The following is a 23,727-nucleotide window of genomic DNA, read 5'->3' on the forward strand; positions in this document are numbered from 1 at the left end:
CTAAATTATGGAAACTAAAAACTTTAAACGAGTCCTAGTCTGGGAACTTCCCGTTCGCATTTTCCATTGGGTAAATGTGCTCACAATTATTGCGCTCACAATTACAGGTTTTATCATTGCAAATCCGCCTGCAATTTTATCAAATATGGAAGCAACAGACTTACATACCTTCGGAATTGTTAGATTCATCCATTTTTCTTCAGCCTATATTTTCTTTTTTAATATGTTAATGCGAATTTATTGGGCTTTCGTAGGAAATCAATTTGCAAGTTGGAGAGCTTTTTGGCCTTTCAGTAAAAAAATGTGGAACAATGTATGGCACGTTTTAAAAATTGACATTTTATTAATGAATGAAGAAAAAGAAGATTTAAGTAATATTAGTATTGGGCATAACAGTGTGGCAGCTTTCTCATACATTGCGCTATTTATGTTAGCCTTAATACAAGTTTTCACTGGCTTTGCATTGTATGCTGATATGTCAGCTTGGGGATTACCAAAATTATTTTATTGGGTAATTCCATTATTTGGAAGTGAATTTATGGTAAGAACTATACACCATATTACTATGTGGGGATTTATCTTATTTAGCATGGCACATATTTACTTGGTTTTTTATCATGATTGGTTAGAAGGTCGTGGCGAAGTATCATCTATGTTTGGTGGCTATAAATTTGTAAGAAGAAAACGTATAAAAACAAAGAGGAAAATTGAAAAAGAAGGAAAAATAATAATTGTTGAAGAAGAATTAGACGAATAGTTTAATACCTAAAGTAAATTCATTTAACTGAATAGTTTTTCTGTTGAATGAATTTACTTTTTTTAAATGCATTAAAATGAGTGTAACTGAAAGAACTCCAGTCGCTATTAGTAGCGATTCCTATTTTTTTGAAAAAGATAAATCTAACTGCATTTTAGCAATGGGTGTAGGAAATTATTTAATGGGCGATGAAGGCATTGGCGTACATGTTATTCAAGAAATGTCAAAACAAAAACTACCTGAATACCTTGACATACTTGACGGAGGAACAGGTGGTTTTTTACTATTAAGTTGTTTTGAAGTGTACCCAACTATTATTTTTATTGACGCAACTATGGACGGAAAACCTGCAGGAACGGTTTCACTAATCAAACCTAAATTTGCTTCCGATTTCCCTTCTGCATTAAGCGTGCATGATGTTGGTTTAAAAGATATGATTGAAGCCGTATATTTAATGGATCACGTTCCAACTATTCACTTATTTACCGTTTCAATTGAAGAATTAAACCCTATGACCATAGATTTGTCACAAAAAGTAAAAGAGGCCATTCCTAAAGTTATTGAGAATATAGTAAACCTTTCTAAAGAAATTCATTTAAAAAAAGTGTAAATTTATAGGAGCATTTTCAGTTATCAATTGAATGATTAAAACCTACAAAATTTCTATTTCCGGACAAGTACAAGGCGTAGGTTTTCGTCCGTACGTGTATAATTTAGCACATCAATTTTTAATAAAAGGCACGGTTTCAAACAATGAAGTTGGAGTAATTATATTTATTTCTGGAGAAAAAAGTAATAGTGAAAATTTTTATCAAAAATTAATCAGTTTTCCACCGCCCGTTTCTAAAATTCAGCAAAGCTCTATTAAAGAAATTGAAGTAATTTATTTTAATGATTTTAAAATTATTCCTTCAGAAAAAGGTGGGCAATTAAATTTACCATTAACCCCTGATTTTGCCATTTGCGACACTTGTAAAACAGAAATTAAAAACCCTAAAAATACACGCTACAACTACCCTTTTACAACTTGCGTAAATTGTGGCCCACGTTGGGCAATTACGCAAACTTTTCCTTTTGAAAGAAACAACACTAGTATTCATAAATTTACAATGTGTAAACCGTGTTTAGAAGAATATACAAATCCTTCAAACAGACGCTTTCATTCGCAAACAAACACTTGTAAAACCTGCGGAATTGATTTATTTTTAATCGATTCCGAAGGAAAAACTATTGAAACTTCAAGTGAAAATTTATTCAAAAAAACAGCAAAATTACTTTTAGAAGGAAAAATTATAGCCATCAAAAATACAAGTGGATATTTGTTGTGTTGCAATGCTGAAAACAGTGAAGTTATTCAACAACTTCGAACTAAAAAAAACCGACTAAACAAACCATTTGCCGTTTTATTTCCGTCACTAAAACATCTTGAAAATGAAATTGAATTGAATCAACAACAAATAGGTTCATTAACTTCTTCTGAAAGTCCTATCAATATAATTTCTACAAAAAATTACATCGGAAATTTAGCTTTAAATAAAATTGCGCCAAGGTTAAATCAGTTAGGTGTGCTATTACCTTATACCGGAATTTTACAATTAATAGCCAACCAATTAAGCTTCCCTATTGTGGCTACAAGCGGAAATATTCACGGTTCTCCAATTATTAGTAAAAATAATGAAGCCCTTGAAAAATTACAGCATGTGGCAGATTATTTTTTACAACACAACTTAACAATTGAACATCCGCAAGATGATTCGGTAGTAAAATTCAGTAAAAAGTTTCAGCAAAAAATATTGTTTAGAAGATCACGCGGATATGCTCCCAATTATTTAAATATAAAAATTAATTCTGAAGAAAAAATACTCGCAATGGGTGCACATTTAAAAAGCACCATTGCTTTTTACCCGAATGAAAATTTATATGTGAGTCAGTATTTAGGAAACCTCGATAATTACGATGTTTACAACCAGTTTTGTAAAACTTCTGAAAATTTTATCCAACTTTTTGAACAGCAGCCGCAAGTTATTTTGGTAGATAAACACCCTTTGTACCAAAGTACACAATACGGAAAAGAATTGGCTGTAAAATACCATTCAAAATTGATAGCAATTCAGCACCACAAAGCGCATTTTACAGCAATTTTAGGTGAATATAATTTGTTTGAAGAACAAGTACTAGGGGTTGTTTTTGACGGAACAGGTTATGGCGATGACACTCATATTTGGGGCGGAGAATTTTTTAGCTACGAAAACAAATCCATAAAACGAATTGGTTATTTGGAAAATTTTGATTGGTTGTTAGGCGATAAAATGGCGAAAGAACCTCGTATTTCTTTGTTTGCTTTGGCTTCTGAAGAAATGAAACCCATTTTAGAAGAAAAATTTTCGCCTTCTGAACTAAAAAACTATGCTTATTTAAAAAGTAAAAACAAACTAAAAACTTCTTCTGTCGGACGCTTATTTGATGCAGTAGCTTCGTTACTAAATATTACAGATATTAATTCTTATGAAGGAGAAGCAGCCATTTTGTTAGAGAATTCTATTTTAGGTTATAATTTAAAAGATTGTACACTTTATTGTGAGGTTACTTCAGAAGGCTTTTCGGGAAAAGAAATTTTGAAAAATTGCTATAAGGATCTTCAACATGGAATTTCAAAAGAAGACATTATATATAACTTTTTATTCACCTTGGCTTCAACTATTTTAAAATTTGCTACCGAAAAAGGATTTCAAAAAATAGCATTTAGCGGTGGAGTTTTTCAAAACACAACATTGGTTGACATGCTTATTGAATTAGCGCCTAAAGAAATAAAATTGTACTTTCATAAAGAATTATCACCCAACGATGAGAATATTTCTTTTGGGCAAATAATGTATTATTTGAATATAAAATGATAAAGGAAACTAAAAATTAGAGTCTTCGTCAACCTGAACTTGTTTCAGGTTCTCACAATTCTTGTAATTGGTTTGATGAGATTCTGAAATAAATTCAGAATGACGATTATAAATAAATTAAAAATGAAGTATTTAAGCGAATATCGAAATTTAGAAGCCACAAAGAAAATCTTAGATGAAATTCATAAAATAACCACACGCGAATGGAACATTATGGAGATTTGCGGCGGACAAACACATAGCTTGGTTAAAAACGGAATTTTAGAATTACTACCTGAAAAAATAAGGATGATTCACGGCCCTGGCTGCCCAGTTTGCGTAACGCCGTTGAGTTTAATTGACAAAGCAATTGAATTGTTAAAACAAGGTGTAATTGTATGTTCGTTCGGAGATATGATTCGAGTTCCAGGAAGTAAAAAAAGCTTGTTAGAAGCCAAAGCTTTGGGTGGCGATTTACGTATTTTATACTCGCCTATTGAAGCTGTTTCCATTGCAAAAGAAAATCCAGATAAAGAAGTGGTGTTTTTTGCCGTTGGGTTTGAAACTACTGCGCCTGCAAATGCATTGTCTGTTTTACATGCTGAAAAAGAGGAGCTTTTAAACTATTCTATTTTAGCTTCTCATGTATTGGTTCCCCCGGCGATGGAGGCTATTTTAGATGATAAATTTTGTACTATTGATGCTTTTTTAGCTGCAGGTCATGTGTGTGCTATTATGGGAATTCAAGAATATTATCCCTTAGTAGAAAAATTCAAACTACCCATTGTGGTTACCGGTTTTGAACCGTTAGATTTGGTACAAGGTATTTATATGGCGGTAAAACAATTAGAAGAAGGCAAGCATAAATTAGAAAATCAGTACGCACGCATTGTAAAAGAACACGGGAATAAATCGGCTATTGAAGTCATTCAAAAAGTGTTTGAAGTTGGGCAACGTGAATGGCGAGGTATTGGCGAAATTCCGAACAGCGGCTACATTATCAAAAATGCTTATCAAAAATACGATGCTGAAACAAAATTTAATATTCAGCATATAAAAGTACCTGAGAACCAACTATGTATTGCAGGTGAAATTTTACGAGGCATTAAAAAACCAAAGCAATGTAGCGAGTTTGGAAAAACGTGTAAACCTGCAAATCCGTTGGGTGCTCCAATGGTTTCTTCGGAAGGTGCTTGCGCTGCATATTATCATTTTTCAACTAATTTAATTGATTAAAAATGGACATTGAAAACATAGGGTTTGAAACCATAAATTTGGGTCACGGAAGTGGTGGTGAGTTAACAAGAGATTTATTAGATAAAATCATTTTTAAAACATTTAGCAACCCGTATTTAGATCAAAAACACGACGGATCTATTGTTAAAATTGAAGGTGAAATAGCTATTTCAACCGATAGTTTTGTAATTACTCCCATTTTTTTTAAAGGGGGAAATATTGGTGAATTGGCAGTGTACGGAACCGTTAATGATGTTGCCATGTGCGGCGCCATTCCAAAATATTTATCCTTGGCTTTTATTATTGAAGAAGGCTTAAAAGTATCAGAATTTATTACGGTTGTACAATCCATAAAAAAAGCAGCAGACGAAAGTGGCGTTTTAATAATTACTGGCGACACCAAAGTTGTTGAGCGCGGAAAAGGCGATAAAATATTTATTAACACCACAGGTTTTGGAACAATGCATCCGAAGGCAAATATCTCCGTACATAACATAAAAGAGGGAGATAAAATTTTAGTAAACGGATTTATTGCGCAACACGGAATGGCCATTATGAGTGAGCGCGAAGGCTTGGAATTTGAATCTACCATTGAAAGCGACTCTACCAATTTGAACTTTTTAGTAAACGATTTATTAGATGAATTTGGAGAAAAAATTAAACTCTTTAGAGATCCAACTCGTGGTGGTTTAGGAACAGTTTTACACGAAATTGCCAATGACATTTCAAAAGGGGTATTTTTAAAAGAAGCATTTATTCCGTTAGAAAAACAAGTTGCAGCAGCCTGCGAAATGTTAGGTTTAGATCCAATGTATGTAGCTAACGAAGGCGTATTTTTAATGATAGTTGATCCAAGTATTGAAACTGAAGTTTTGGCATTGATGAGGAAACATACAAAAGGAAAAAATGCAGCTCTTGTGGGAGAAATTACTAGTGAACATCCAAAGAAAGTAGTAATGGAAAGTTTAATTGGCGGAAAACGAATTGTGAGTCCGCTAGTTGGTGAACAATTGCCTAGGATTTGTTAGCGCTTGTCAAACCCATATCGATAAACCACTTTTGGTATGATTCAACCCGTTATGGATTCCTGCCTACGCAGGAATGACAGCTTAGTTATGTCATGCTGAACTTGTTTCAGTAGCTCATCTTACTTCTCAAAAAATTATGCGACCCTGCATCAAGCCAACCTGCCGAGAAGAAAAAACATTATTTAAAACGACCTTTTAAATTCATCAATCATTAATTGAGCAGCTTTTACAGGAGAAATTTTTGCAGAAACAATGTCCCTTTCTAAAACTGAAAGGTGTTCTTTAATGTTAGCTGAACCATAAAAAAGATGCTTCAATTCTTCGTTAATATTATTATACATCCAAGCTATTTGCTGATGATTTCTGTTTTTGAAGAAGTAGCCATTTTGGTCAACAAGGGATTTAAATTTTGAAACTTCATTCCAAACAGTATCAATTCCAATATTTTTAATTGCTGAAGCCGTACTTACAACGGGGCTCCATCCAGATTCCGACTGCGGAAAAATATGCAACGCGTTTTGGTATTGCAAACGCGCCATTTCACTCATTCGTACATTGTCACCATCAGCTTTGTTAATCACCACCATATCGGCCATTTCCATAATCCCCTTCTTAATACCTTGCAATTCATCACCAGCTCCAGAAAGCATTAATAATAAAAAGAAATCAGTCATTCCGTGAACAGCAGTTTCAGATTGTCCAACACCTACTGTTTCAATTAAAATAATATCGTAGCCACCTGCTTCACAAAGTAACATAGTTTCACCTGTTTTATTGGCAACACCACCTAAAGTATCTCCTGATGCTGACGGACGAATATAAGCTTCTTGCATGGTAGCCAATTCTTCCATACGAGTTTTATCTCCTAAAATACTTCCTTTTGAACGTTGACTACTAGGATCAATCGATAAAATTGCAACACGTTTTCCTTGGGTAATTAAATATTTCCCAAAAGATTCAATAAAAGTACTTTTACCTACACCTGGCACACCAGTGATTCCGATTCTAATTGATTTTCCAGAATGTGGTAATATTTCCTGAATTATTTCTTTAGCTAATACTTTATCGCTTTCTAAATTACTTTCGATAATAGTAATTGCTCTAGACAACAGCACTCTATCTCCCTTTAAAATTCCATCAATATACGCTGAAGCTGTTAATCTTCCTTTTGGCTTGTAATTTTTCATTAATTCTAGGTGTATTCACCAATTTTTTAAATCGGCTTTTTTATACTTTTTACGAATGGCAAAGATAAACATATTCGTAAAAAGCATCATGAATTTCGGTATTTTCTTTATTGAAGTTAACTTGAAACTATTTATTTTCTATCTCCAAAAATTCTTAATAAAAATAAAAATAGATTGATAAAATCTAAGTATAAAGTTAAAGCTCCTAAAATGGCACTTTTCTCCATACTCTCTTCATTATGAAAACCATTCATTGCAATTCTTTTCAATTTTTGAGTGTCATACGCCGTTAACGCTACAAAAATAAGCACCCCTAAATAAGAAATAACTAACGACATTACAGAACTTTGCATAAAAAAATTCACTACAGAGGCAATGATGATTCCTATCAATGCCATAAAAGCAATGTTTCCTATTTTGGTTAAATCTCTTTTAGTAAAATAACCATACAAGCTCATTGCTCCAAAAGTACCCGCAGTAATTAAAAAGGTTGATGAAATAGAAGCTGAAGTATAAGCTATAAATATAAATGATAGTGTAAGTCCATTTAATACTGAGTATAATAAAAATAGTAACGTTGCATTCATAGTTGTTAACTTTTGAATGCGAGCAGAGATGTAACCTACCAGTGCAATTTCAGCAATAATCAATCCAAAAAATAAGATTTTATTTCCAAAAATGGCTTGTAATAGCTGTTCAGATCCCGCAGTAAAATAGGCTGCCAAACCTGTAAATAATAAGGCAATAGCCATCCAATTATATACTTTTGTTAGGTAAACGGATATACTATGACTAGCATCTAATTGTTTTTGACTAAAGTTAGAATTCGAAAAATTATTTTCCATGTTGAATTTATTTTTGTGTTTCTAACAAAAATAGAATTCTAAAATCATTTAAAAGTATTTTTTATGAAAAAGTATATTATTCTAAAACAATAATTATGACTTATTTAACAAATGGCATAGTGTAACAGCTATTTTCTACGGGTAACAAAAGTAGCACGACTTATTCATTTTCAAGCTTTATTTTTGCAATTCAACTATTGGCATTTAAAAATACTGTAAGTAATTGTATTTACACACGTCAAAAGCAGCAATGTAAAACGATAAAAATTATGGAAAACAAATTAATTTCAACTAGTATCAATAAAGCAGTATCCTATTCAACCTATAGAACTTTAATAAAAGGCTTATTAGTTGAAGGAAAATCTACTGGAAATGAGCAATCGGAAGCGCTATTAAATTACAGCACTTTAAATGACAAGCGAATGGATCGATTGGATAAAACATTGAAAATTTCAGCAGAAACTACCAATGCTTTAAACCAATTAAACGACAACTTTACTTTGTTAGTACTCGCTGAAGGTTGGTGTGGAGATGCTGCTCAAATACTACCTGTACTAAATAAAATAGCTGAATCTTCTTCAAAAATTGAAATGAAAATTGTTTGTAGAGATGAAAATGAGGCTTTAATGAATGAATTTTTAACCAATGGCGGAAAAGCAATTCCGAAGGTTATTTTAGTTAACCATAAAAATGAAGTGTTGGATTCTTGGGGGCCAAGACCATCAATAGCAACTGCTATGGTAAATAACTATAAAGCTGCAAATGGCGGTTTAGATGCTGAATTTAAAAAAGAGTTACAAATTTGGTACAACAAAGATAAAGGAAATAATATTCAACAAGATATCCTTCAATTATTAGTAGGTTCAGAAGTTGAAGTGAGCTAATTTAAACTACCTTTGTTTTTTTAACTATAAATAATGATTGTAGATTTTAACACGATTCCAAACTGGTGTAAACTGTGGGTTTTTCCTTCAAGTCGAAAATTTTATCCTCAAGAAATTGAAGAACTAAAACAACGCATTGAAGCATTTTTAACGAGTTGGACCAATGAAGGTAATCCGTTAGAATGCTCCTACAGTTTAAGGTATGATCGTTTTATTGTAATTACTGTAAACAATGCTGAAATTAGTTTAACCCTAAAAGCTCATGACGATTTAACGGCATTTATTTTAGGTTTAGAAGCAAACTATGACATTGTATTGCTTGATAAAATTAATGTTTGTTACAAACAAGGTGAATTTGTACAATACAAAGATTTAATAGCGTTTAAAAAAATGATGAAAAACAATGGTGTTTCTAAAAAAACTATTGTTTTTGACAATATGATTACTACCAAAGAAGAACTTGAGAATGATTGGGAAATAAATATTATGGATAGTTGGTTGGGTAGGTTTTTAAAATAGCACTAAGAAATTTAACTTAAATTATCTTCAATAAACGCTAGTGGTTCTTTGGCATTATCAACGCTAAAGTTTCCAATTTTTGTTCTACGCAATTTTGATAAATGACCGCCAGAATTTAGCGCATTCCCAAAGTCATATGCCAATGAACGAATGTAAGTTCCTTTGCTACAAACAACTCTAAACTGTACTTTTGGCAAGTCAATATTGGTTATTTCAAAAGTTTCAATGTTTATTTTCCGAGCTTTAATTTCTGTAGTTTCACCTGCTCTTGCCAATTCATACAAACGCTTTCCCTCTTTTTTAATTGCAGAAAAAATTGGTGGTTTTTGATCTATTTCACCTACAAATTGCTTTGTGGTTTCATAAATCAATGCTTCAGTAATATGTTCGGTTGAAAAAGTTTCATTCACCTCGGTTTCTAAATCGTAGCTTGGTGTAGTTGCTCCTAAGGTAATTTCGCCAGTATACTCTTTAATTTGCCCTTGATATTCATCTATCTTTTTAGTGAATTTACCAGTACACAAAATTAACAAACCTGTTGCCAACGGATCTAAAGTACCTGCATGACCTACTTTAATTTTCTTAATTCCATATTTTTGTCGAATGTGCCAACGAATTTTATTTACCACTTGAAATGAAGTCCATTTCAAAGGTTTATCAATTAATAAAACTTGTCCTTCTTTGTAATCTTCTAAAGTGAGCATTAAATAACTGATAAAGGGTAAATAAAGTAGTGAATTAGCAATAAGGCAACCCCTAAAATAATACGGTAATAACCGAATATTTTAAAGCCTTTTTTACTTAAATAATCTATAAACGATTTAATGGCTATCATTGCAACTATAAACGCAAGAATATTTCCAATTATTAAATAGTTTATTTGTTCGCCCGTTAAAACCAAACCATCTCCAAAATAATCATATAGTTTTTTTGCTGTTGCACCAAACATTGTTGGTACTGCTAAAAAGAACGAAAATTCAGCGGCTGTTTTTCTGTTTAGTTTTTGAGTCATTCCACCAACAATAGTTGAACCACTTCTTGATGTACCAGGAATCATAGCTATACACTGAAAAAAGCCAATTTTAAGTGCTGTTAAATAACTAATTTTAGTATGTGCAGTTGGATTATCCTCATCCAATTCTTCATTAGATTTAAACCAATCATCAACTTTCAATAAAATAACACCTCCTATAACCAGTGAAATGGCAACTACTAACGGACTTTCCAATAACTCATCAATAACATCATTCAACAATAAGCCTAACACTACTGCAGGAATAAAAGCTACTAATAATTTTAAATAAAAATCGAAGCTTTGAAAAAAACGTTTCCAATACAACACAACTACAGCTAAAATAGCTCCTAGTTGAATTACAATGGTAAATAATTTTGTAAAATCATCATCAGCAATTTGTAAAAAAGACGATGCTATAATCATATGTCCTGTTGAAGAAACAGGTAAATACTCTGTAATTCCTTCAATAATTGCTAAAAGAATGGCTTCAAAATAATTCATACTTATTTTTTAGGTTTTGCCATGATGGCGTAAATTTCTATAGCCAAACCTATAAGTACAAGAGTTGGAGCCAATCTAATTCTTCTAAAATTATAAATTTCTTCATTAAAAACAGCTGGATCATCACTTCCGCCTCCGGCCATTAAAATAAAACCTAAAGCAATTACTGCAATACCAATTAACATGAGCACATAATTCTTTTTACTAAAGAGAAATGTACCTTTATTTTCTTGTTTTTTCTTATTCATACTTTTAATAATAAAGTTCGTCGGTTCTTAAATTTAAAAAACGTTGGGTTGCAAAAAAGGTGCTTAGCCAAGTAATTAAAATACCACCTGCAATGATGCCTGAAAATAAAATTCCTAAAATTTTAAAATCGGATAGTAGCGCTATTTCTGGAATCATTTTGTTCACATATATAATAAAAATCAGCAAGCCAATAATGGCAACCAGTGCTCCTAGTATTCCTAATTGAACACTTTTCAAAATAAAAGGCACTCTAATAAAGCGTTTTGTAGCACCTACCATTTGCATTGTTTTTATGGTAAATCTTTTTGAATATACTGAAAGACGGATAGAACTGTTGATTAAAACAACTGCAATTACTGTAAATAAAGTGCTAAATAACAACATCCAAAAACTTAACCTATTGATGTTTTTAGATAACAATTCAATAAGTGGTTTGTCGTAAACTACTTCAGCAACAATACTTCTAATGGTTAGCGTTTTTTCAATCTCATCCATTTTTTCTGGCGTTACAAAGTCTGACTTTAAAGACAAATCAATGGCATTTTTTAAAGGGTTTTCGCCTAAAAATTCTAAAAAATTCTCACCAATATCTTCGCTGTACTTTTCAGCAGCAGCATCTTTTGAAATATACGTTGTATTTTTTGTGTAATCTGCTTTTTTTAATTCGGCATGTAAAATTTCAACATCCGAATTTTTCGCATTGTCTTTCAAAAAAATAGTCATTGTGACCTGCTCTTTAAAATGCTTTGCAATTGTATTGGTTTTCAATACAATAAGCCCTAACAAGCCAACTAAAAATAATACTAAAGCAATACTTATAATTACTGAAAAGTAGGAAGATCGCAATCTTCTTTTTTGATATGTTTCAAATGATTTATTCAAACGTGCTATTATTTTTAACGTTTGCAATATACAAATTTGTTGAAGTTTATGATTGATTATTTTTAAAGCAGTTTACAAGTTTTTGTTGTGCTTGGTATTTATGGCCCAAGTAAAAATAACGCTTGTATAAAAAAGATGGTGATTTAACCCATTTGCTACAGAAAAATCTATACTCATATTGCCTTTAAAATTATAACCTCCACCAGCATTTAAATTTTGAGAAGATACTGAACTGTCAAAATCTGAAAAATTCTCCATAAAAAAATGGACCTTAGGATTTAAATTATACAATAAATTTAAAATATAATAACCCGCATTAGAATTATCTGTTCCGTGTACAAAGCCAACATTGTAATTTAAACTCCATTTTTTAGCAAAAGTATTAGAAAAATTTAAAGATATTAATTCTCCCAAACCTTTAAATTCTTGATTATTTCTAACAGGAATAATCATTCTAGCCATTAAGGCTGCCTGTGGAATTATGCTATTTTGCTGCCAAAGGGTTACTGCCGCCCCTACTTGAAGGTTTGCAAATTTGCTTAACTTTTTATGTACCAAATGTTCATTTTCATACAATTCCTCTTTTATTAGCGGAGCATTTAGCTGTAATTCTACACCGTTTAAAATTCCATATCTAAATAATGCGCTTGGTAAACTCCACGCTACCTTTTTTTGTACTCCTTCTCTTTGAACTGCATATTGCGCTTCCATTTCTATTTGAAACGTATGCATATTTACCGCAGATGCAGGTTCAACAATTTGTGCATACGTATGAATTCCAACTAATAAAAAAATGACGTAAAAATAATTTAACTTCAATCCTATGTGATTTAAGTTACAAACTTATTTATATTTAGTCTAAATAAAAATGATTTAAATCATAAAAAAAGGTCGAATATAAAATTCGACCTTTTTTTAATTTTGAAAAAAAATAAATTATAATTCCAATGCTTTTTTAGGATTGTTATCCATTAAAATTTCAATAGGATTTTCTAACGCTTCTTTTACTGCTACTAAAAATCCAACCGATTCGCGACCATCAATAATTCTGTGGTCATAAGATAAGGCAACATACATAATTGGTCTAATAACCACAGCCCCATTTTCAGCAACAGGTCTTTCAACAATATTATGCATTCCTAAAATACCACTTTGTGGCGGATTGATAATTGGCGTTGATAACATAGACCCAAAAACACCACCATTGGTAATTGTAAAAGTACCACCCGTCATTTCATCAACCGTAATTTGTCCGTCACGCGCTCTAATTGCTAAACGTTTTACTTCACTTTCAACCCCTCTAAATGTTAAGTTCTCCGCATTTCTAATTACTGGAACCATTAATCCTTTAGGACCAGAAACAGCGATAGAAATATCTTGAAAATCGTGTGCAATTTTATAATCTCCATCCATCATTGAATTTACATCAGGAAACAATTTTAAGGCACGTACAACCGCCAATGTAAAGAAACTCATAAACCCTAAGCCAACACCATGTTTGGCTTTAAAATCTTCTTTAAAATCGTTTCTTAAATCAAATATAGGCTGCATATTTACTTCGTTAAAAGTAGTAAGCATGGCTGTTTCATTTTTTACTGAAACTAAACGCTGTGCTACTTTTCGGCGAAGCATTGATAATTTTGTTTTTTCAGAACTACGAGATCCACCAGCTGGTGTTCCCATACTTGGCGTAGCTTTTAAAGCATCATCTTTTGTAACTCTTCCATCTTTCCCTGTTCCTTTTATTTCAGAAGCAGGAATTTCTTTTTCTGCTAAAATCTTTTTAGCTGCTGGTGAAGCTGCCCCACTAGCGTAAGTGGTTTTAATTTCAACAGTTTTTGTTTCCTCTTTTGGAGCTTCAACCACAATGGCTTCTTTTGTTGAAGTTTCTTCAGGTTTTTTAGCATCCATATCAATTAAACAAACCACAGATCCTACTTCAACGGCATCACCTTCTTCAGCTTTTAAAGTTATAATACCACTTTCTTCGGCAGGTAATTCAAGGGTTGCTTTGTCTGAATCAACTTCAGCAATTGGCTGGTCTTTTTCAACATAATCACCATCTTCAACAAGCCATGCTGCAATTTCTACTTCTGTAATAGACTCTCCCGGAGAGGGAACTTTCATTTCTAAAATCATCTTATTCTTTTTTAGTCTTATTAGACGAATTTTTATTAGTTAGTTTTTTCAAATACGTTGTCAATAATACGCTGGTGTCTTCTTTTAAACCTTGCAGATGACCCTGCGGCAGGAACCGAATAAAATGGTTGTGAAGCCACTTCTAAATACACCAATCTAAAGCGTTGTAGCATATAACTCCAAGCCCCCATATTTTCTGGCTCTTCTTGTGCCCAAACATATTTTTCAACGTTTGGATACTTATCAATTACCTGTTGTAATTTTTCTAAATGTAATGGAAATAATTGTTCAATACGCACCAAAGCAACATCATTTCTTTCTAAAAGTGTGCGTTCGGCTAACAAATCGTAATAAAATTTACCTGTACAAAATACCAATTTCTTAACATTTTCTGGTGAAATAGTATCATCTATTACTTCTTCAAACTTTTTATTTTCGAAATCATTTAACGATGAAACTACTAAAGGATGACGCAATAAACTTTTAGGTGTAAATACAATTAATGGTTTTCTATAATCGCGTTTCATTTGTCTACGTAACAAATGGAAAAAGTTAGCAGGTGTTGTACAATCGGCCACAATCATATTTTCTAGCGCACATAATTGTAAATAACGCTCCATTCTTGCTGAAGAATGTTCAGATCCTTGACCTTCGTACCCGTGTGGCAATAAAATAACAATTCCGTTTTGTAACTTCCATTTAGATTCAGCAGCCGATAAATATTGATCGAAAATAATTTGAGCGCCGTTGCTAAAATCTCCAAATTGTGCTTCCCAAATTGTTAATGTATTTGGGTTTGCCATTGCATAACCGTAATCAAAACCTAAAACACCGTATTCAGACAATAAGGAATTGTAAATATCCATTTGTCCTTTTGTACTAGGTAAAGTATTTAACAGATTGATTCTTTCTTCTGAAATTTCATCTCTTAAAATCGCATGTCTATGACTAAAAGTACCACGTTCTACATCCTGACCAGAAATACGAACATCAAAACCTTCTTGCATTAAACTTCCGTAGGCCAATGTTTCAGCCATTCCCCAATCTATTTTATTGGTTTCAAATACCATTTTATTTCGATCGCGTAAAATACGTTCTGCTTTTCTTAAAAATTTAACTCCTTCAGGAACCGTTGAAACTACTTTTGCAATTTCTTCTAATTTATTTTTAGGATAACTTGTATCTTCTGAAATTAACATGGCATCAGCTTTACGCCTTGTAAAGTCGCTCCATGTTTCTTGCATAAATTCACTTACTTTCGATGTTTTAACACCTTTTGACAGCAAATATTCTTCTTCTAATAAATTTTTAAAATCTGTAATGGTTTTATTCAAATAAGCTGCATCAATAACGCCTTCCTCAATTAATTTTTGAGCGTAAATATCTCTTGGGTTTGAATGCTTTGCAATTGCTTTATACAATTTTGGTTGTGTAAAACGAGGTTCATCACCTTCGTTATGCCCATACTTTCTATAACCACATAAATCAATAAAAATATCGCGTTTAAACTTCATTCTAAAGTCTAAAGCCATTTCAATTGCGTGTACAACTGCTTCAACATCATCAGCATTTACGTGTAAAACTGGTGATAGTGTTACTTTTGCAACATCAGTACAATACGTACTTGAACGCGCGTCTAAATAATTGGTAGTAAACCCAATTTGATTGTTGATGACAATATGAATGGTTCCACCGGTAGTATAGCCTTTTAATTTACTCATTTGAGTAACTTCATACACCAAACCTTGCCCTGCTATGGCTGCATCACCGTGCACAATAATTGGTAATAACTTTGAATTGTCTCCGTTATACATTTTATCGATTTTTGCACGTGCTATACCTTCAGCCACAGGCCCAACTGTTTCCAAATGCGACGGATTTGGAACCAAGTTCATTTTTAATTTTTTATTATTTTTTAAGGTTTTATAAGTTGTTAACCCTAAATGGTATTTTACATCACCATCAATTCCAAGATCTTCAAAATCTTTACCTTCAAACTCACTAAATACATCTCTAATAGGTTTTCTAAATATATTAGTAAGGGTGTTTAAGCGCCCTCTATGCGCCATTCCTAAAACAAACTCATCAGCATCATACAATTCTGCGGCATTTCTAATTACCGAACTAATTGCAGGTATTAAAGTTTCACCGCCTTCTAGTGAAAAACGTTTTTGCCCTACATATTTAGTTTGTAAAAAACTTTCAAACGTAACTGCTTGATTTAATTTTTTTAGAATGTATTTTTTAGATTCAACCGAGTAATCTGGATGATTTGAATTTCTATTTAATTTTTTTTGAAACCATTTTATCTCTTCAGGGTTTCGAATATACATATATTCAACTCCAATAGAATCGCAATAAATAGTTTGAAGATGCTTTATAATGTTTCGAAGCGTGTTTTTACCAGACCCAATAATTCCACCAGCATCAAATACTGTATCTAAATCGTTTTCGGAAAGACCGAAATTTTCGATATCTAATGTAGGTGTGTACTGACGACGAGTACGAACTGGATTTGTTTTAGTAAACAAATGCCCACGAGTTCTATACCCATTAATTAAGTCTAATACTTTAAACTCTTTTCGAACGCTATCTGGTACTTCAAATGAAGTTGTTTCATCTTCTTCTGTTAGCGAATATTTTTCGTTTGCAAAATCGTATCCTTGAAAAAAACTTCTCCAACTAGGTTCAGTTGCATCCGGATTAATTAAATACTGATCATATAATTGGGATATAAACCCGCTGTGTGCAGCATTTAAAAATGAAAATTTATCCATATTTTTGTTAGTAGTCAATGTTTTAGTTACTTCACAAAAATACAATTTTTACCAAAACCACCATTTTAATTGTATTATTTTTACAATTATTATCTATTTGGTAAATTTTTACAATTTAAGTTACAATCTTAACGCTTTAAGCAATTTTTAGGTTGAAAAAATGCTAAACACTTAAAAAAACACTATTTAAATAGTTTCATTACAATTTAATTAACAGCTAGTTATATATTCACTGAAAAAAAATGCACAAAAAAAGTTATTTTTTTTTAAAAAACGTTTGCAGAATTAATAAAAGCTTGTATATTTGCACTCGCAAAAGCGAAATTCCTCCTTAGCTCAGTTGGTTAGAGCATCTGACTGTTAATCAGAGGGTCCTTAGTTCGAGCCTAAGAGGAGGAGCAAATTAAGAGTTACAGAAATGTAGCTCTTTTTTGTTTTTACACTGTTTCTTCATTATCAGCTATTTACAAAAATACTGAAAATTCACTTAAACTTCATTTTAAATTTACTCACATTTTTAATATAAAAAAGGTGTACCATAAGGTGACCCATTTTTTAAAAAAGGTGACCCATTCTAAACAATTAACTAAAATTTACTACTATGAAAATTAATATAAGATTTCTATTATACATATCAAAAACAAATAGAAAAGGAGTTTGCCCTATAAGATGCAGAATCACCTATAATAAAAACAGAAAGGAATTCTCAACTGGATTATTTATAAATCCTGAATATTGGGACAGTAAACAACAAATTGCTGAACCACCTAACAAAGAAAATACTTTAATAAACCAACAACTAAGCCTGATAGAAAATAAAATTCGTCAGGCTTTTTTATTGCTTCAAGTTAAGGAAAACAACTTCACCATAGATGATATTTACACCTTATACAAAGGTAAGAAAATAGCCAAAGAACATAATGTATTAGAAGTGTTTGAAAGCTACTTAGATATGCTTAAAAAGCTCATAGGGATAGATATAAAAGAAGCAACCTGGAATAAGTTTCACTATGTTAGAAACAATGTAAAATCCTTTATAAAATGGAAACATAAAACCAATGACTTCCCTTTAAAAAAATTAACATTACAATTTTTAATTGATTTTGAATATTACTTAAAGGTGGAAAAAAGTCAAAAGCAAATTACCATTAATAAATCTATTCAACGTTTCAGAAAACCAATTAAGGTTGCCCTATCAAAAGGATATTTAGATAGAGACCCTTTTATGCTATATAAAACTAAAAGTGTGAAAACTGAGATTGTGTTTTTATCTGTAAATGAATTGAAAAAATTGGAAAAACATCAATTCTACCAACCCAGATTACAACAAGTGAAAGACTGGTTTGTTTTTAGTTGCTATACAGGGCTTGCCTACAATGAAATCAAAAACTTTAAAAAACAACATATTGTAAAAGGATTTGATGATGAACTATGGATTGAAATGAAACGTGAGAAAACACAGAGGAATATTTCTGTTCCATTATTACCAAAAGCTAGAGAATTGATTGATAAATATGAGGATGATAATTCTGATAATATATTTAATATCTGTAGCAACCAACGTTACAACTCATACTTAAAAGAGGTAGCTAGTATCTTAGGGATCACTAAAAGATTGACTACTCACACAGCTAGAAAAACATTTGCTAGCACAGTATTATTATATAATGATGTACCAATGGAAATTGTGAGTCAATTGTTAGGTCATAGTAGTATAACTATAACTGAGGATAGTTATGGGAAGGTAGTTCAGAAAAAAGTTAGTGAACAAATGAAAAGGTTGAATAATATAAAATAAAATCGATTTTCAAGAAGTCACTTATTTGGAATTTTTATTATTAATAAACCCTACGGAAACCCGTAAGGTTTTATTTTTTATTATAATTATTTTTGATAAAAAATTAGGGAAAGCTGAACCCCTTAACAGTAGGCGTTATTAAATTATTGAAAAATGAAAAAGATTAAGTATTTATTACCATTTATTGGAATTATGTTATTTTTTAGTTGCGATGATGAAACCACAATTGAGGATGAATTTGAAGAAGTAAACGGAGAAGTAAAAGAAAAGCAAATAAAAAGAATTCAGGGTTTAAATGAATATGGAGAAAGTGCTTACGTAATATTTAATTATGGAGGTGATAATAAATTAAGTAGTATTTCTGATGGAGAAGATACTTATTCATTTAATTACAATTCACAAGGAGAATTAAATACAATAGGATCTTATTCTGATGGGATGTATACTGTAAGTGAACTATACAATGCCCCCTATGATGTTTTTGATAAGGGAGGGGTATTAGAATTTGACACAAATGGAAACCCTTCTAAGATTCTTACTTTTGAAAATGGATATAATTCTACTTCAATTATTGGTGAGATATTTTATGACTCCAAACCTAATTTCTTGTTTTACACATTAAAATCATCAATGATGCTTGAAGTACTTGAAAAAATCCAACTTAATTTCGGATATCAAAACCCTAACTTAATGAAGGCTAGAGACCTTATCCCTAACAATAACATAAGAGCAATGATATTTAAGGATACCCAAGGCACAACTGTATTTGAAGTTCAGGTTAATTATAAGTATGATGAAGATGACTACCCAATGACAGCCGATTTATTTATATTTGACCACGGGCAAACTTCAAAAATTTATTTAGATTACTATTATTAAAATAAAATTATTAAGCCACCTCTAATTTAGGGGTGGTTTTTTGCTTGGTTAATCAAAAATCAAATAAATCTTTAATATCAATTTTTAAAACTTTAGAAATTGAATTGATGTTTCCAATTGAAGTATTTATAACTCCTCTTTCAATTCTGCTTATTTGGGAAATTTCAATCCCTAAATCGTTGGCGAGTTGTTCCTGTGTAAAACCTTGTAGTTTTCTATACTTTCTAAGGTTCTTACCAAAGGCAATTAAAAATGATGATTCATCTAAATACTCCACAATGTAAATTTCGTGGAGTTTCATAATAAAAAAGTAGGCATTTATGCCTATATTTGAAAGTGATTAAAAAAATAAACTATGAAAAAGATAATTTTAATACTTGTACTTTTTTTGAGCGCTACATCTGTACAATCTCAATGTAGTTTTTTAAAAACAGTAATTAGACCAGATAATAATGAAATTAAATATTTTAACCCAAAGCCAGTAATTCGTCAGGCTGAGTACGAAGTAGGTATTGCTATCTATAAAAATATTACTTCTAATGAATTTATGTTAAATATTTCTGTGTTGTTTAAAACGATGACATCTCAAAAACTAACAAATAAAGTTATAATTCAAACTACCAATAATAAAGGAATTGAATTAATTCCTCTAAAGTCAGAATCTATGGTTATGAATCAAAGGGATATAGCTATTGGTCTCTATAAGATTGAACAAGTTGATTTAGAGGAACTAAATAGATACCCACTTAAAAGTTTGTTTTTCTATTTAGAAGATAATTTAAAAGGTTCTACAATTACAGAGAACAATTCAATATTAATAACAGAGTTAAACTGTTTTTAAAGGGTTACAATAATATATTAAAGATGGGAGAATTTTTACAAGCAATAGGAGGAATATTTTTATTTGGCTTATTAATTTACATTATGATGCAATATCAATCTAATAAAGAAGAATTGAAAAAAAGTAATAGGGAATTAGCTAAACATAGTTGGAAAGCAAAAGAATTTATAAGAGAGTATAGTATTTCAACAAGAAATGAAAATCCAATTATGAGTAAGGATAATTATAATAAAAAGTTAAGTGAGATTTTAAATAATCCAGAGGAGAGAAAGCTAATTAATGAAAGTATAATAAGAGATCGTGAATATGAAAATAGGATTAAGGTTGACAATAAAAGAAAAAGAAAAATAGGTTATAAGTACGATATTGAGATATTTGAAATATTTGGGACCAATAATAGGCTTTCAAAAAGTGAATTACTTAAAAGTATAACTTTAAAATATAATAAGAATGAAATATGGGCAATTGAAGTGATGAATATTTGGTTAGAAAATAATTTGATTACACAATGTTATAATAATAAACAGATGTATAAAGTTGGAAACGTTTTAGAAGATTCATTTTATAAAATTGATGAAGAGGATATAATTAGAAATGAGTGGCTGAAAAAACAAGATTTAGAATTCTAACTTAAATTAGAAAAAGATGAAGCTAATAGAAATATTTATTCTTCAGAGTTATTATAAGGTTATTTCCATACTATTCTCCTAAAAATTAAACACCTATGAAAAAGACGCTAATTACCCTAACAATTTTAATAAATACATTATGTTACTCCCAAAATTTTAATGGTGATTATAGAAGCTATAAAACAAGTTTTCAAGATAATTCATCTAAAGAAAATAATTTTATAGAAGAATCCGAATTTAAAATTGCTGTATTAATTGATGAAAACCAGACAGAAGGGAGTGTAGCTATACAAGATCCTAGAATGCCTAATAAATTATTACTTTATGAAGTAGTTGATTATTTAGGTGAATTGAAAGATAATGGCACTACAAATTATCTGTACAAATGCCTTACACAACATTTGGATAACCCAATAGAAACCACGATTGTATTTTATTATACTACAGACAAAAAATTAAGTTTGATGGTTTATGATGATGAATCAAGTCAAGTCTTTTTTGACTTAAAAAAATAAATTAACATTTAAAACAATTATTATGAAATTCTATGAAAAATTTAAACCAACAATAATAGTAACATTATTAGCAATCATTTTTTTAGGTTATTCCTGTGGTAAAGATTCTGATGATCCACCTAATGATGAAAACAGCAATGATAATGAAGAAATTATTGAGAACTATAAATTATTAAAAAAGATTACTTATACAGATTTTTGGTGGGGAGAAATGAATCTAGATTTCTCATATTCTAATGGACTTTTAGTAAAAGAAAATAATGGAGGTGAATTAGTTTATTACGAATACAATATTGACAACAAAATTAGTTTAGCTAAGGAATGCAGTGATCAAAATTTGACTGATATTAACATTGACAGTTATGATTGCTCTGCATTTTATCAGCCGAGTACCTATATTTATGAGAATGGAAAATTGAAAACTTTTGGTCCTGATGTAAAGGATATTACATTTAATTATGATACTAAAGGAAATTTGATTTCTGAAGTTTCAACAGCCTCAATGTCTGAAAGTATTTATTACACCTACGATAATGAGGGTAATATTCTTTCAATGGAGATAACAGATGGTAGCAGTGGATTTACTACTACTTTTGAATATGATGGTAAAAAGAATCCTTTTTATGGTTTATGGAAGAAATTTGGATATTTTGAAGACCAAGGATTTGAGCCATATGATTTAGTTTCTTCAATTTTCAAACAGAATGCAACTAAGATTTTTAAAAATAACAAGTTAGAATTAGAAGCTAATTACACCTATGATTCAGATGGATACCCTATTAGCTGTGGTTTTATAGAGTATTTAAATGATGGGACAACTCGTGAAGGAAATGTTTTATTTACATACTTGGAGTAAAAAATAAATGATATTAAATCATAATTTGATTATGAAAGAATTTTTAATAAATATTTCAAAGGAGCTAAAAAGCTTAAGTTTATCCTTGAATAAAACTTCAATTTTGATAAATAAGCCTTGGACATTGGTGGATGATGAAAATGAAATTCAGAAATTGATTTTTAAAAAAAATAAAGACCTTGTATTGTCTAAAAATGGAGTTGTTCAGATGGGAAGGTGGGATTATTTCCCTGAAGCTAAATCTATATTGATTGATAGGAAATATGACACTATTTTATGTAACGAAGTGTTTATTGACAATGGTATCTTGATATTAAAAATAGACGGTACGAATGATACGTATTTCACACTTTCAAATGAAAATTATATTCCAGATTTAAATCCAGTTAGATATTTAAAGGAATTGAAATCTAAAAAGTTAAATATTAAAGAGTTTTTATTAAAAGACAATAATGTTTTAGAGGTACACCTATCGAAAAATCAAAATAAGCCCAGCGTAGGTGATAAAGTTGTAATTCAAGGTGTTAAAACTGTGGATGGATTGTTTAAAATATTAGAATCTGACAAATATTTAGAAATTAGAAGAAATACTTTTAGCCATATTTTTGTAGGAAAAAAATATAATGATATAAATAGTCAAGAATTTCAAATTATTCAGAGATCGGACAATGATTTTCAATTAAGGGATTATGTTTTTAAAAATGATAGAATCTCTAAAGATGATGAAATTATTTTATCACAGACCAAAAAAATAATTCTACATAATGGTATAATTGTTAGAGTTAAATGGAAATTATTTAATCTATGGTGGATATAATTTCTTTAAAAAAATTTTCCAAAATATTTTTTTTTACGAAAAAGCGAGTTAACGTAAACTCAACCCCTACTCTTTTTTGATTTTGCGGGATACCCCCGTGCTTAATTGTATAATCTTAAAATTTAAAAAACTATGGTAACAATTGTAGATTACAAAACGTATGAAAAAGAGGATGGAACAACTTTTAACACTCTTATAGTTCAAGGTGGAATAGAAGCTGTTAAAAACAAAGAAACAGGAAGAACTTATTTAACTACAAGAACAGCAAGAGTATCTTGTACTTTTGATGAATTAACTTGTGAAGCTTTAAAAGGAACACAATTACCAGGAAGTGTGAAGAAAGTTAATTCAGAACCTTATGAATATACTATTCCTAACACAGGTGAAGTAGTAACATTAACTCATAGATTTGAGTTTATTTCAGAAGAAGAAAGCATTTTAAAAGAAAATGTTATACTGAAAGAAGAAGTAATATAAACTTCTTAAAGTATCAAATAAAT

General features: G+C 30.7%; 25 protein-coding genes and 1 tRNA gene. 16 read left to right on the plus strand and 10 right to left on the minus strand.

Features of this window, described 5'->3' with window-relative positions:
* Positions 1-7: 7 nt before the first annotated feature.
* From cybH to hypE, 5 genes are all read left to right on the plus strand, one after another.
* A complete protein-coding gene (gene cybH / locus CHB67_RS13875) occupies positions 8-757 on the plus strand; it encodes a Ni/Fe-hydrogenase, b-type cytochrome subunit (protein ID WP_089382387.1) in 750 nt (249 codons plus the stop codon).
* Between the two features lie 76 nt (positions 758-833).
* On the plus strand, positions 834-1,367 hold the full coding sequence (locus CHB67_RS13880) for a hydrogenase maturation protease (protein ID WP_089382388.1): 534 nt from the start codon (positions 834-836) through the stop codon (positions 1,365-1,367).
* A gap of 31 nt (positions 1,368-1,398) precedes the next feature.
* Entirely contained in the window at positions 1,399-3,651 is a 2,253-nt protein-coding gene (hypF, locus tag CHB67_RS13885) for a carbamoyltransferase HypF (protein WP_089382389.1), read from the plus strand.
* 123 nt (positions 3,652-3,774) lie between these two features.
* The gene (hypD, locus tag CHB67_RS13890) at positions 3,775-4,866 is read left to right on the plus strand and encodes a hydrogenase formation protein HypD (protein ID WP_089382425.1); all 1,092 of its coding nucleotides are present in this window, start codon (positions 3,775-3,777) and stop codon (positions 4,864-4,866) included.
* Positions 4,867-4,868: 2 nt separating this feature from the next.
* The gene (gene hypE, locus CHB67_RS13895) at positions 4,869-5,894 is read left to right on the plus strand and encodes a hydrogenase expression/formation protein HypE (RefSeq protein WP_089382390.1); all 1,026 of its coding nucleotides are present in this window, start codon (positions 4,869-4,871) and stop codon (positions 5,892-5,894) included.
* Positions 5,895-6,076: 182 nt separating this feature from the next.
* Here the strand turns inward: hypE and meaB are convergent, their stop codons facing one another.
* Together meaB and CHB67_RS13905 are read right to left on the minus strand one after the other, a co-directional pair.
* Positions 6,077-7,081 carry a methylmalonyl Co-A mutase-associated GTPase MeaB gene (meaB, locus tag CHB67_RS13900; protein ID WP_089382391.1) on the minus strand — a complete coding sequence of 335 codons (1,005 nt, stop codon included), beginning with the start codon at positions 7,079-7,081 and terminating at the stop codon, positions 6,077-6,079.
* A 131-nt stretch (positions 7,082-7,212) separates the two neighbouring features.
* Positions 7,213-7,926 carry a Bax inhibitor-1/YccA family protein gene (locus CHB67_RS13905; protein WP_089382392.1) on the minus strand — a complete coding sequence of 238 codons (714 nt, stop codon included), beginning with the start codon at positions 7,924-7,926 and terminating at the stop codon, positions 7,213-7,215.
* 269 nt (positions 7,927-8,195) lie between these two features.
* On the opposite strand from CHB67_RS13905, the gene CHB67_RS13910 reads away from it, so the two are divergent.
* Positions 8,196-8,810 carry a thioredoxin family protein gene (locus CHB67_RS13910; protein WP_089382426.1) on the plus strand — a complete coding sequence of 205 codons (615 nt, stop codon included), beginning with the start codon at positions 8,196-8,198 and terminating at the stop codon, positions 8,808-8,810.
* A gap of 33 nt (positions 8,811-8,843) precedes the next feature.
* Complete coding sequence (locus CHB67_RS13915) at positions 8,844-9,329, plus strand: ABC transporter ATPase (RefSeq protein ID WP_089382393.1); 486 nt, start codon at positions 8,844-8,846, stop codon at positions 9,327-9,329.
* A gap of 11 nt (positions 9,330-9,340) precedes the next feature.
* Here CHB67_RS13915 and truB read toward each other — a convergent pair whose 3' ends face one another.
* The 7 genes from truB to CHB67_RS13950 all read right to left on the minus strand — a co-directional run bounded on the left by truB (position 9,341) and on the right by CHB67_RS13950 (position 16,892).
* The gene (truB, locus tag CHB67_RS13920) at positions 9,341-10,033 is read right to left on the minus strand and encodes a tRNA pseudouridine(55) synthase TruB (protein ID WP_089382394.1); all 693 of its coding nucleotides are present in this window, start codon (positions 10,031-10,033) and stop codon (positions 9,341-9,343) included.
* Positions 10,033-10,845, minus strand: a complete 813-nt coding sequence (locus CHB67_RS13925) for an undecaprenyl-diphosphate phosphatase (RefSeq protein WP_089382395.1) — start codon at positions 10,843-10,845, stop codon at positions 10,033-10,035. Before CHB67_RS13925 ends, truB begins: the two co-directional genes overlap by 1 nt.
* Before the next feature lie 2 nt (positions 10,846-10,847).
* Entirely contained in the window at positions 10,848-11,093 is a 246-nt protein-coding gene (locus CHB67_RS13930) for a DUF3098 domain-containing protein (RefSeq protein ID WP_089382396.1), read from the minus strand.
* Between the two features lie 4 nt (positions 11,094-11,097).
* Entirely contained in the window at positions 11,098-11,976 is an 879-nt protein-coding gene (locus tag CHB67_RS13935; RefSeq protein ID WP_089382427.1) for a cell division protein FtsX, read from the minus strand.
* 72 nt (positions 11,977-12,048) lie between these two features.
* Complete coding sequence (locus tag CHB67_RS13940) at positions 12,049-12,795, minus strand: transporter (RefSeq protein WP_089382397.1); 747 nt, start codon at positions 12,793-12,795, stop codon at positions 12,049-12,051.
* A 117-nt stretch (positions 12,796-12,912) separates the two neighbouring features.
* Entirely contained in the window at positions 12,913-14,115 is a 1,203-nt protein-coding gene (odhB, locus tag CHB67_RS13945; protein WP_089382398.1) for a 2-oxoglutarate dehydrogenase complex dihydrolipoyllysine-residue succinyltransferase, read from the minus strand.
* Between the two features lie 35 nt (positions 14,116-14,150).
* Positions 14,151-16,892, minus strand: a complete 2,742-nt coding sequence (locus CHB67_RS13950) for a 2-oxoglutarate dehydrogenase E1 component (protein ID WP_089382399.1) — start codon at positions 16,890-16,892, stop codon at positions 14,151-14,153.
* A gap of 325 nt (positions 16,893-17,217) precedes the next feature.
* Here CHB67_RS13950 and CHB67_RS13955 point away from each other — a divergent pair.
* The 3 genes from CHB67_RS13955 to CHB67_RS13965 all read left to right on the plus strand — a co-directional run bounded on the left by CHB67_RS13955 (position 17,218) and on the right by CHB67_RS13965 (position 19,569).
* Positions 17,218-17,291: transfer RNA gene (locus tag CHB67_RS13955), tRNA-Asn, on the plus strand.
* Between the two features lie 202 nt (positions 17,292-17,493).
* Positions 17,494-18,690, plus strand: coding sequence for a site-specific integrase (locus tag CHB67_RS13960; protein WP_089382400.1), 1,197 nt, complete (start codon positions 17,494-17,496; stop codon positions 18,688-18,690).
* A 153-nt stretch (positions 18,691-18,843) separates the two neighbouring features.
* Positions 18,844-19,569: a hypothetical protein gene (locus CHB67_RS13965; protein ID WP_089382401.1), complete on the plus strand. Its 726-nt coding sequence runs from the start codon at positions 18,844-18,846 to the stop codon at positions 19,567-19,569.
* 52 nt (positions 19,570-19,621) lie between these two features.
* On the opposite strand, the gene CHB67_RS13970 is transcribed toward CHB67_RS13965, so the two are convergent.
* Positions 19,622-19,870, minus strand: a complete 249-nt coding sequence (locus tag CHB67_RS13970; RefSeq protein ID WP_089382402.1) for a helix-turn-helix domain-containing protein — start codon at positions 19,868-19,870, stop codon at positions 19,622-19,624.
* 54 nt (positions 19,871-19,924) lie between these two features.
* Here CHB67_RS13970 and CHB67_RS13975 point away from each other — a divergent pair, with 54 nt between their 5' ends.
* The 6 genes from CHB67_RS13975 (at position 19,925) to CHB67_RS14000 (ending at position 23,704) form a co-directional block, all read left to right on the plus strand.
* Positions 19,925-20,410, plus strand: a complete 486-nt coding sequence (locus CHB67_RS13975) for a hypothetical protein (RefSeq protein ID WP_089382403.1) — start codon at positions 19,925-19,927, stop codon at positions 20,408-20,410.
* Between the two features lie 23 nt (positions 20,411-20,433).
* The gene (locus CHB67_RS13980; RefSeq protein ID WP_089382404.1) at positions 20,434-21,039 is read left to right on the plus strand and encodes a hypothetical protein; all 606 of its coding nucleotides are present in this window, start codon (positions 20,434-20,436) and stop codon (positions 21,037-21,039) included.
* Between the two features lie 95 nt (positions 21,040-21,134).
* Positions 21,135-21,554: a hypothetical protein gene (locus CHB67_RS13985; protein ID WP_089382405.1), complete on the plus strand. Its 420-nt coding sequence runs from the start codon at positions 21,135-21,137 to the stop codon at positions 21,552-21,554.
* A gap of 22 nt (positions 21,555-21,576) precedes the next feature.
* On the plus strand, positions 21,577-22,410 hold the full coding sequence (locus CHB67_RS13990) for a hypothetical protein (RefSeq protein WP_089382406.1): 834 nt from the start codon (positions 21,577-21,579) through the stop codon (positions 22,408-22,410).
* 31 nt (positions 22,411-22,441) lie between these two features.
* Positions 22,442-23,227, plus strand: coding sequence for a hypothetical protein (locus tag CHB67_RS13995; RefSeq protein WP_141119726.1), 786 nt, complete (start codon positions 22,442-22,444; stop codon positions 23,225-23,227).
* 132 nt (positions 23,228-23,359) lie between these two features.
* Positions 23,360-23,704: a hypothetical protein gene (locus CHB67_RS14000; protein WP_089382408.1), complete on the plus strand. Its 345-nt coding sequence runs from the start codon at positions 23,360-23,362 to the stop codon at positions 23,702-23,704.
* The last annotated feature ends 23 nt before the right edge of the window (positions 23,705-23,727 follow it).

Origin of the sequence: Lutibacter agarilyticus (assembly GCF_900188235.1) — a bacterium.
Lineage (GTDB): Bacteria > Bacteroidota > Bacteroidia > Flavobacteriales > Flavobacteriaceae > Lutibacter > Lutibacter agarilyticus.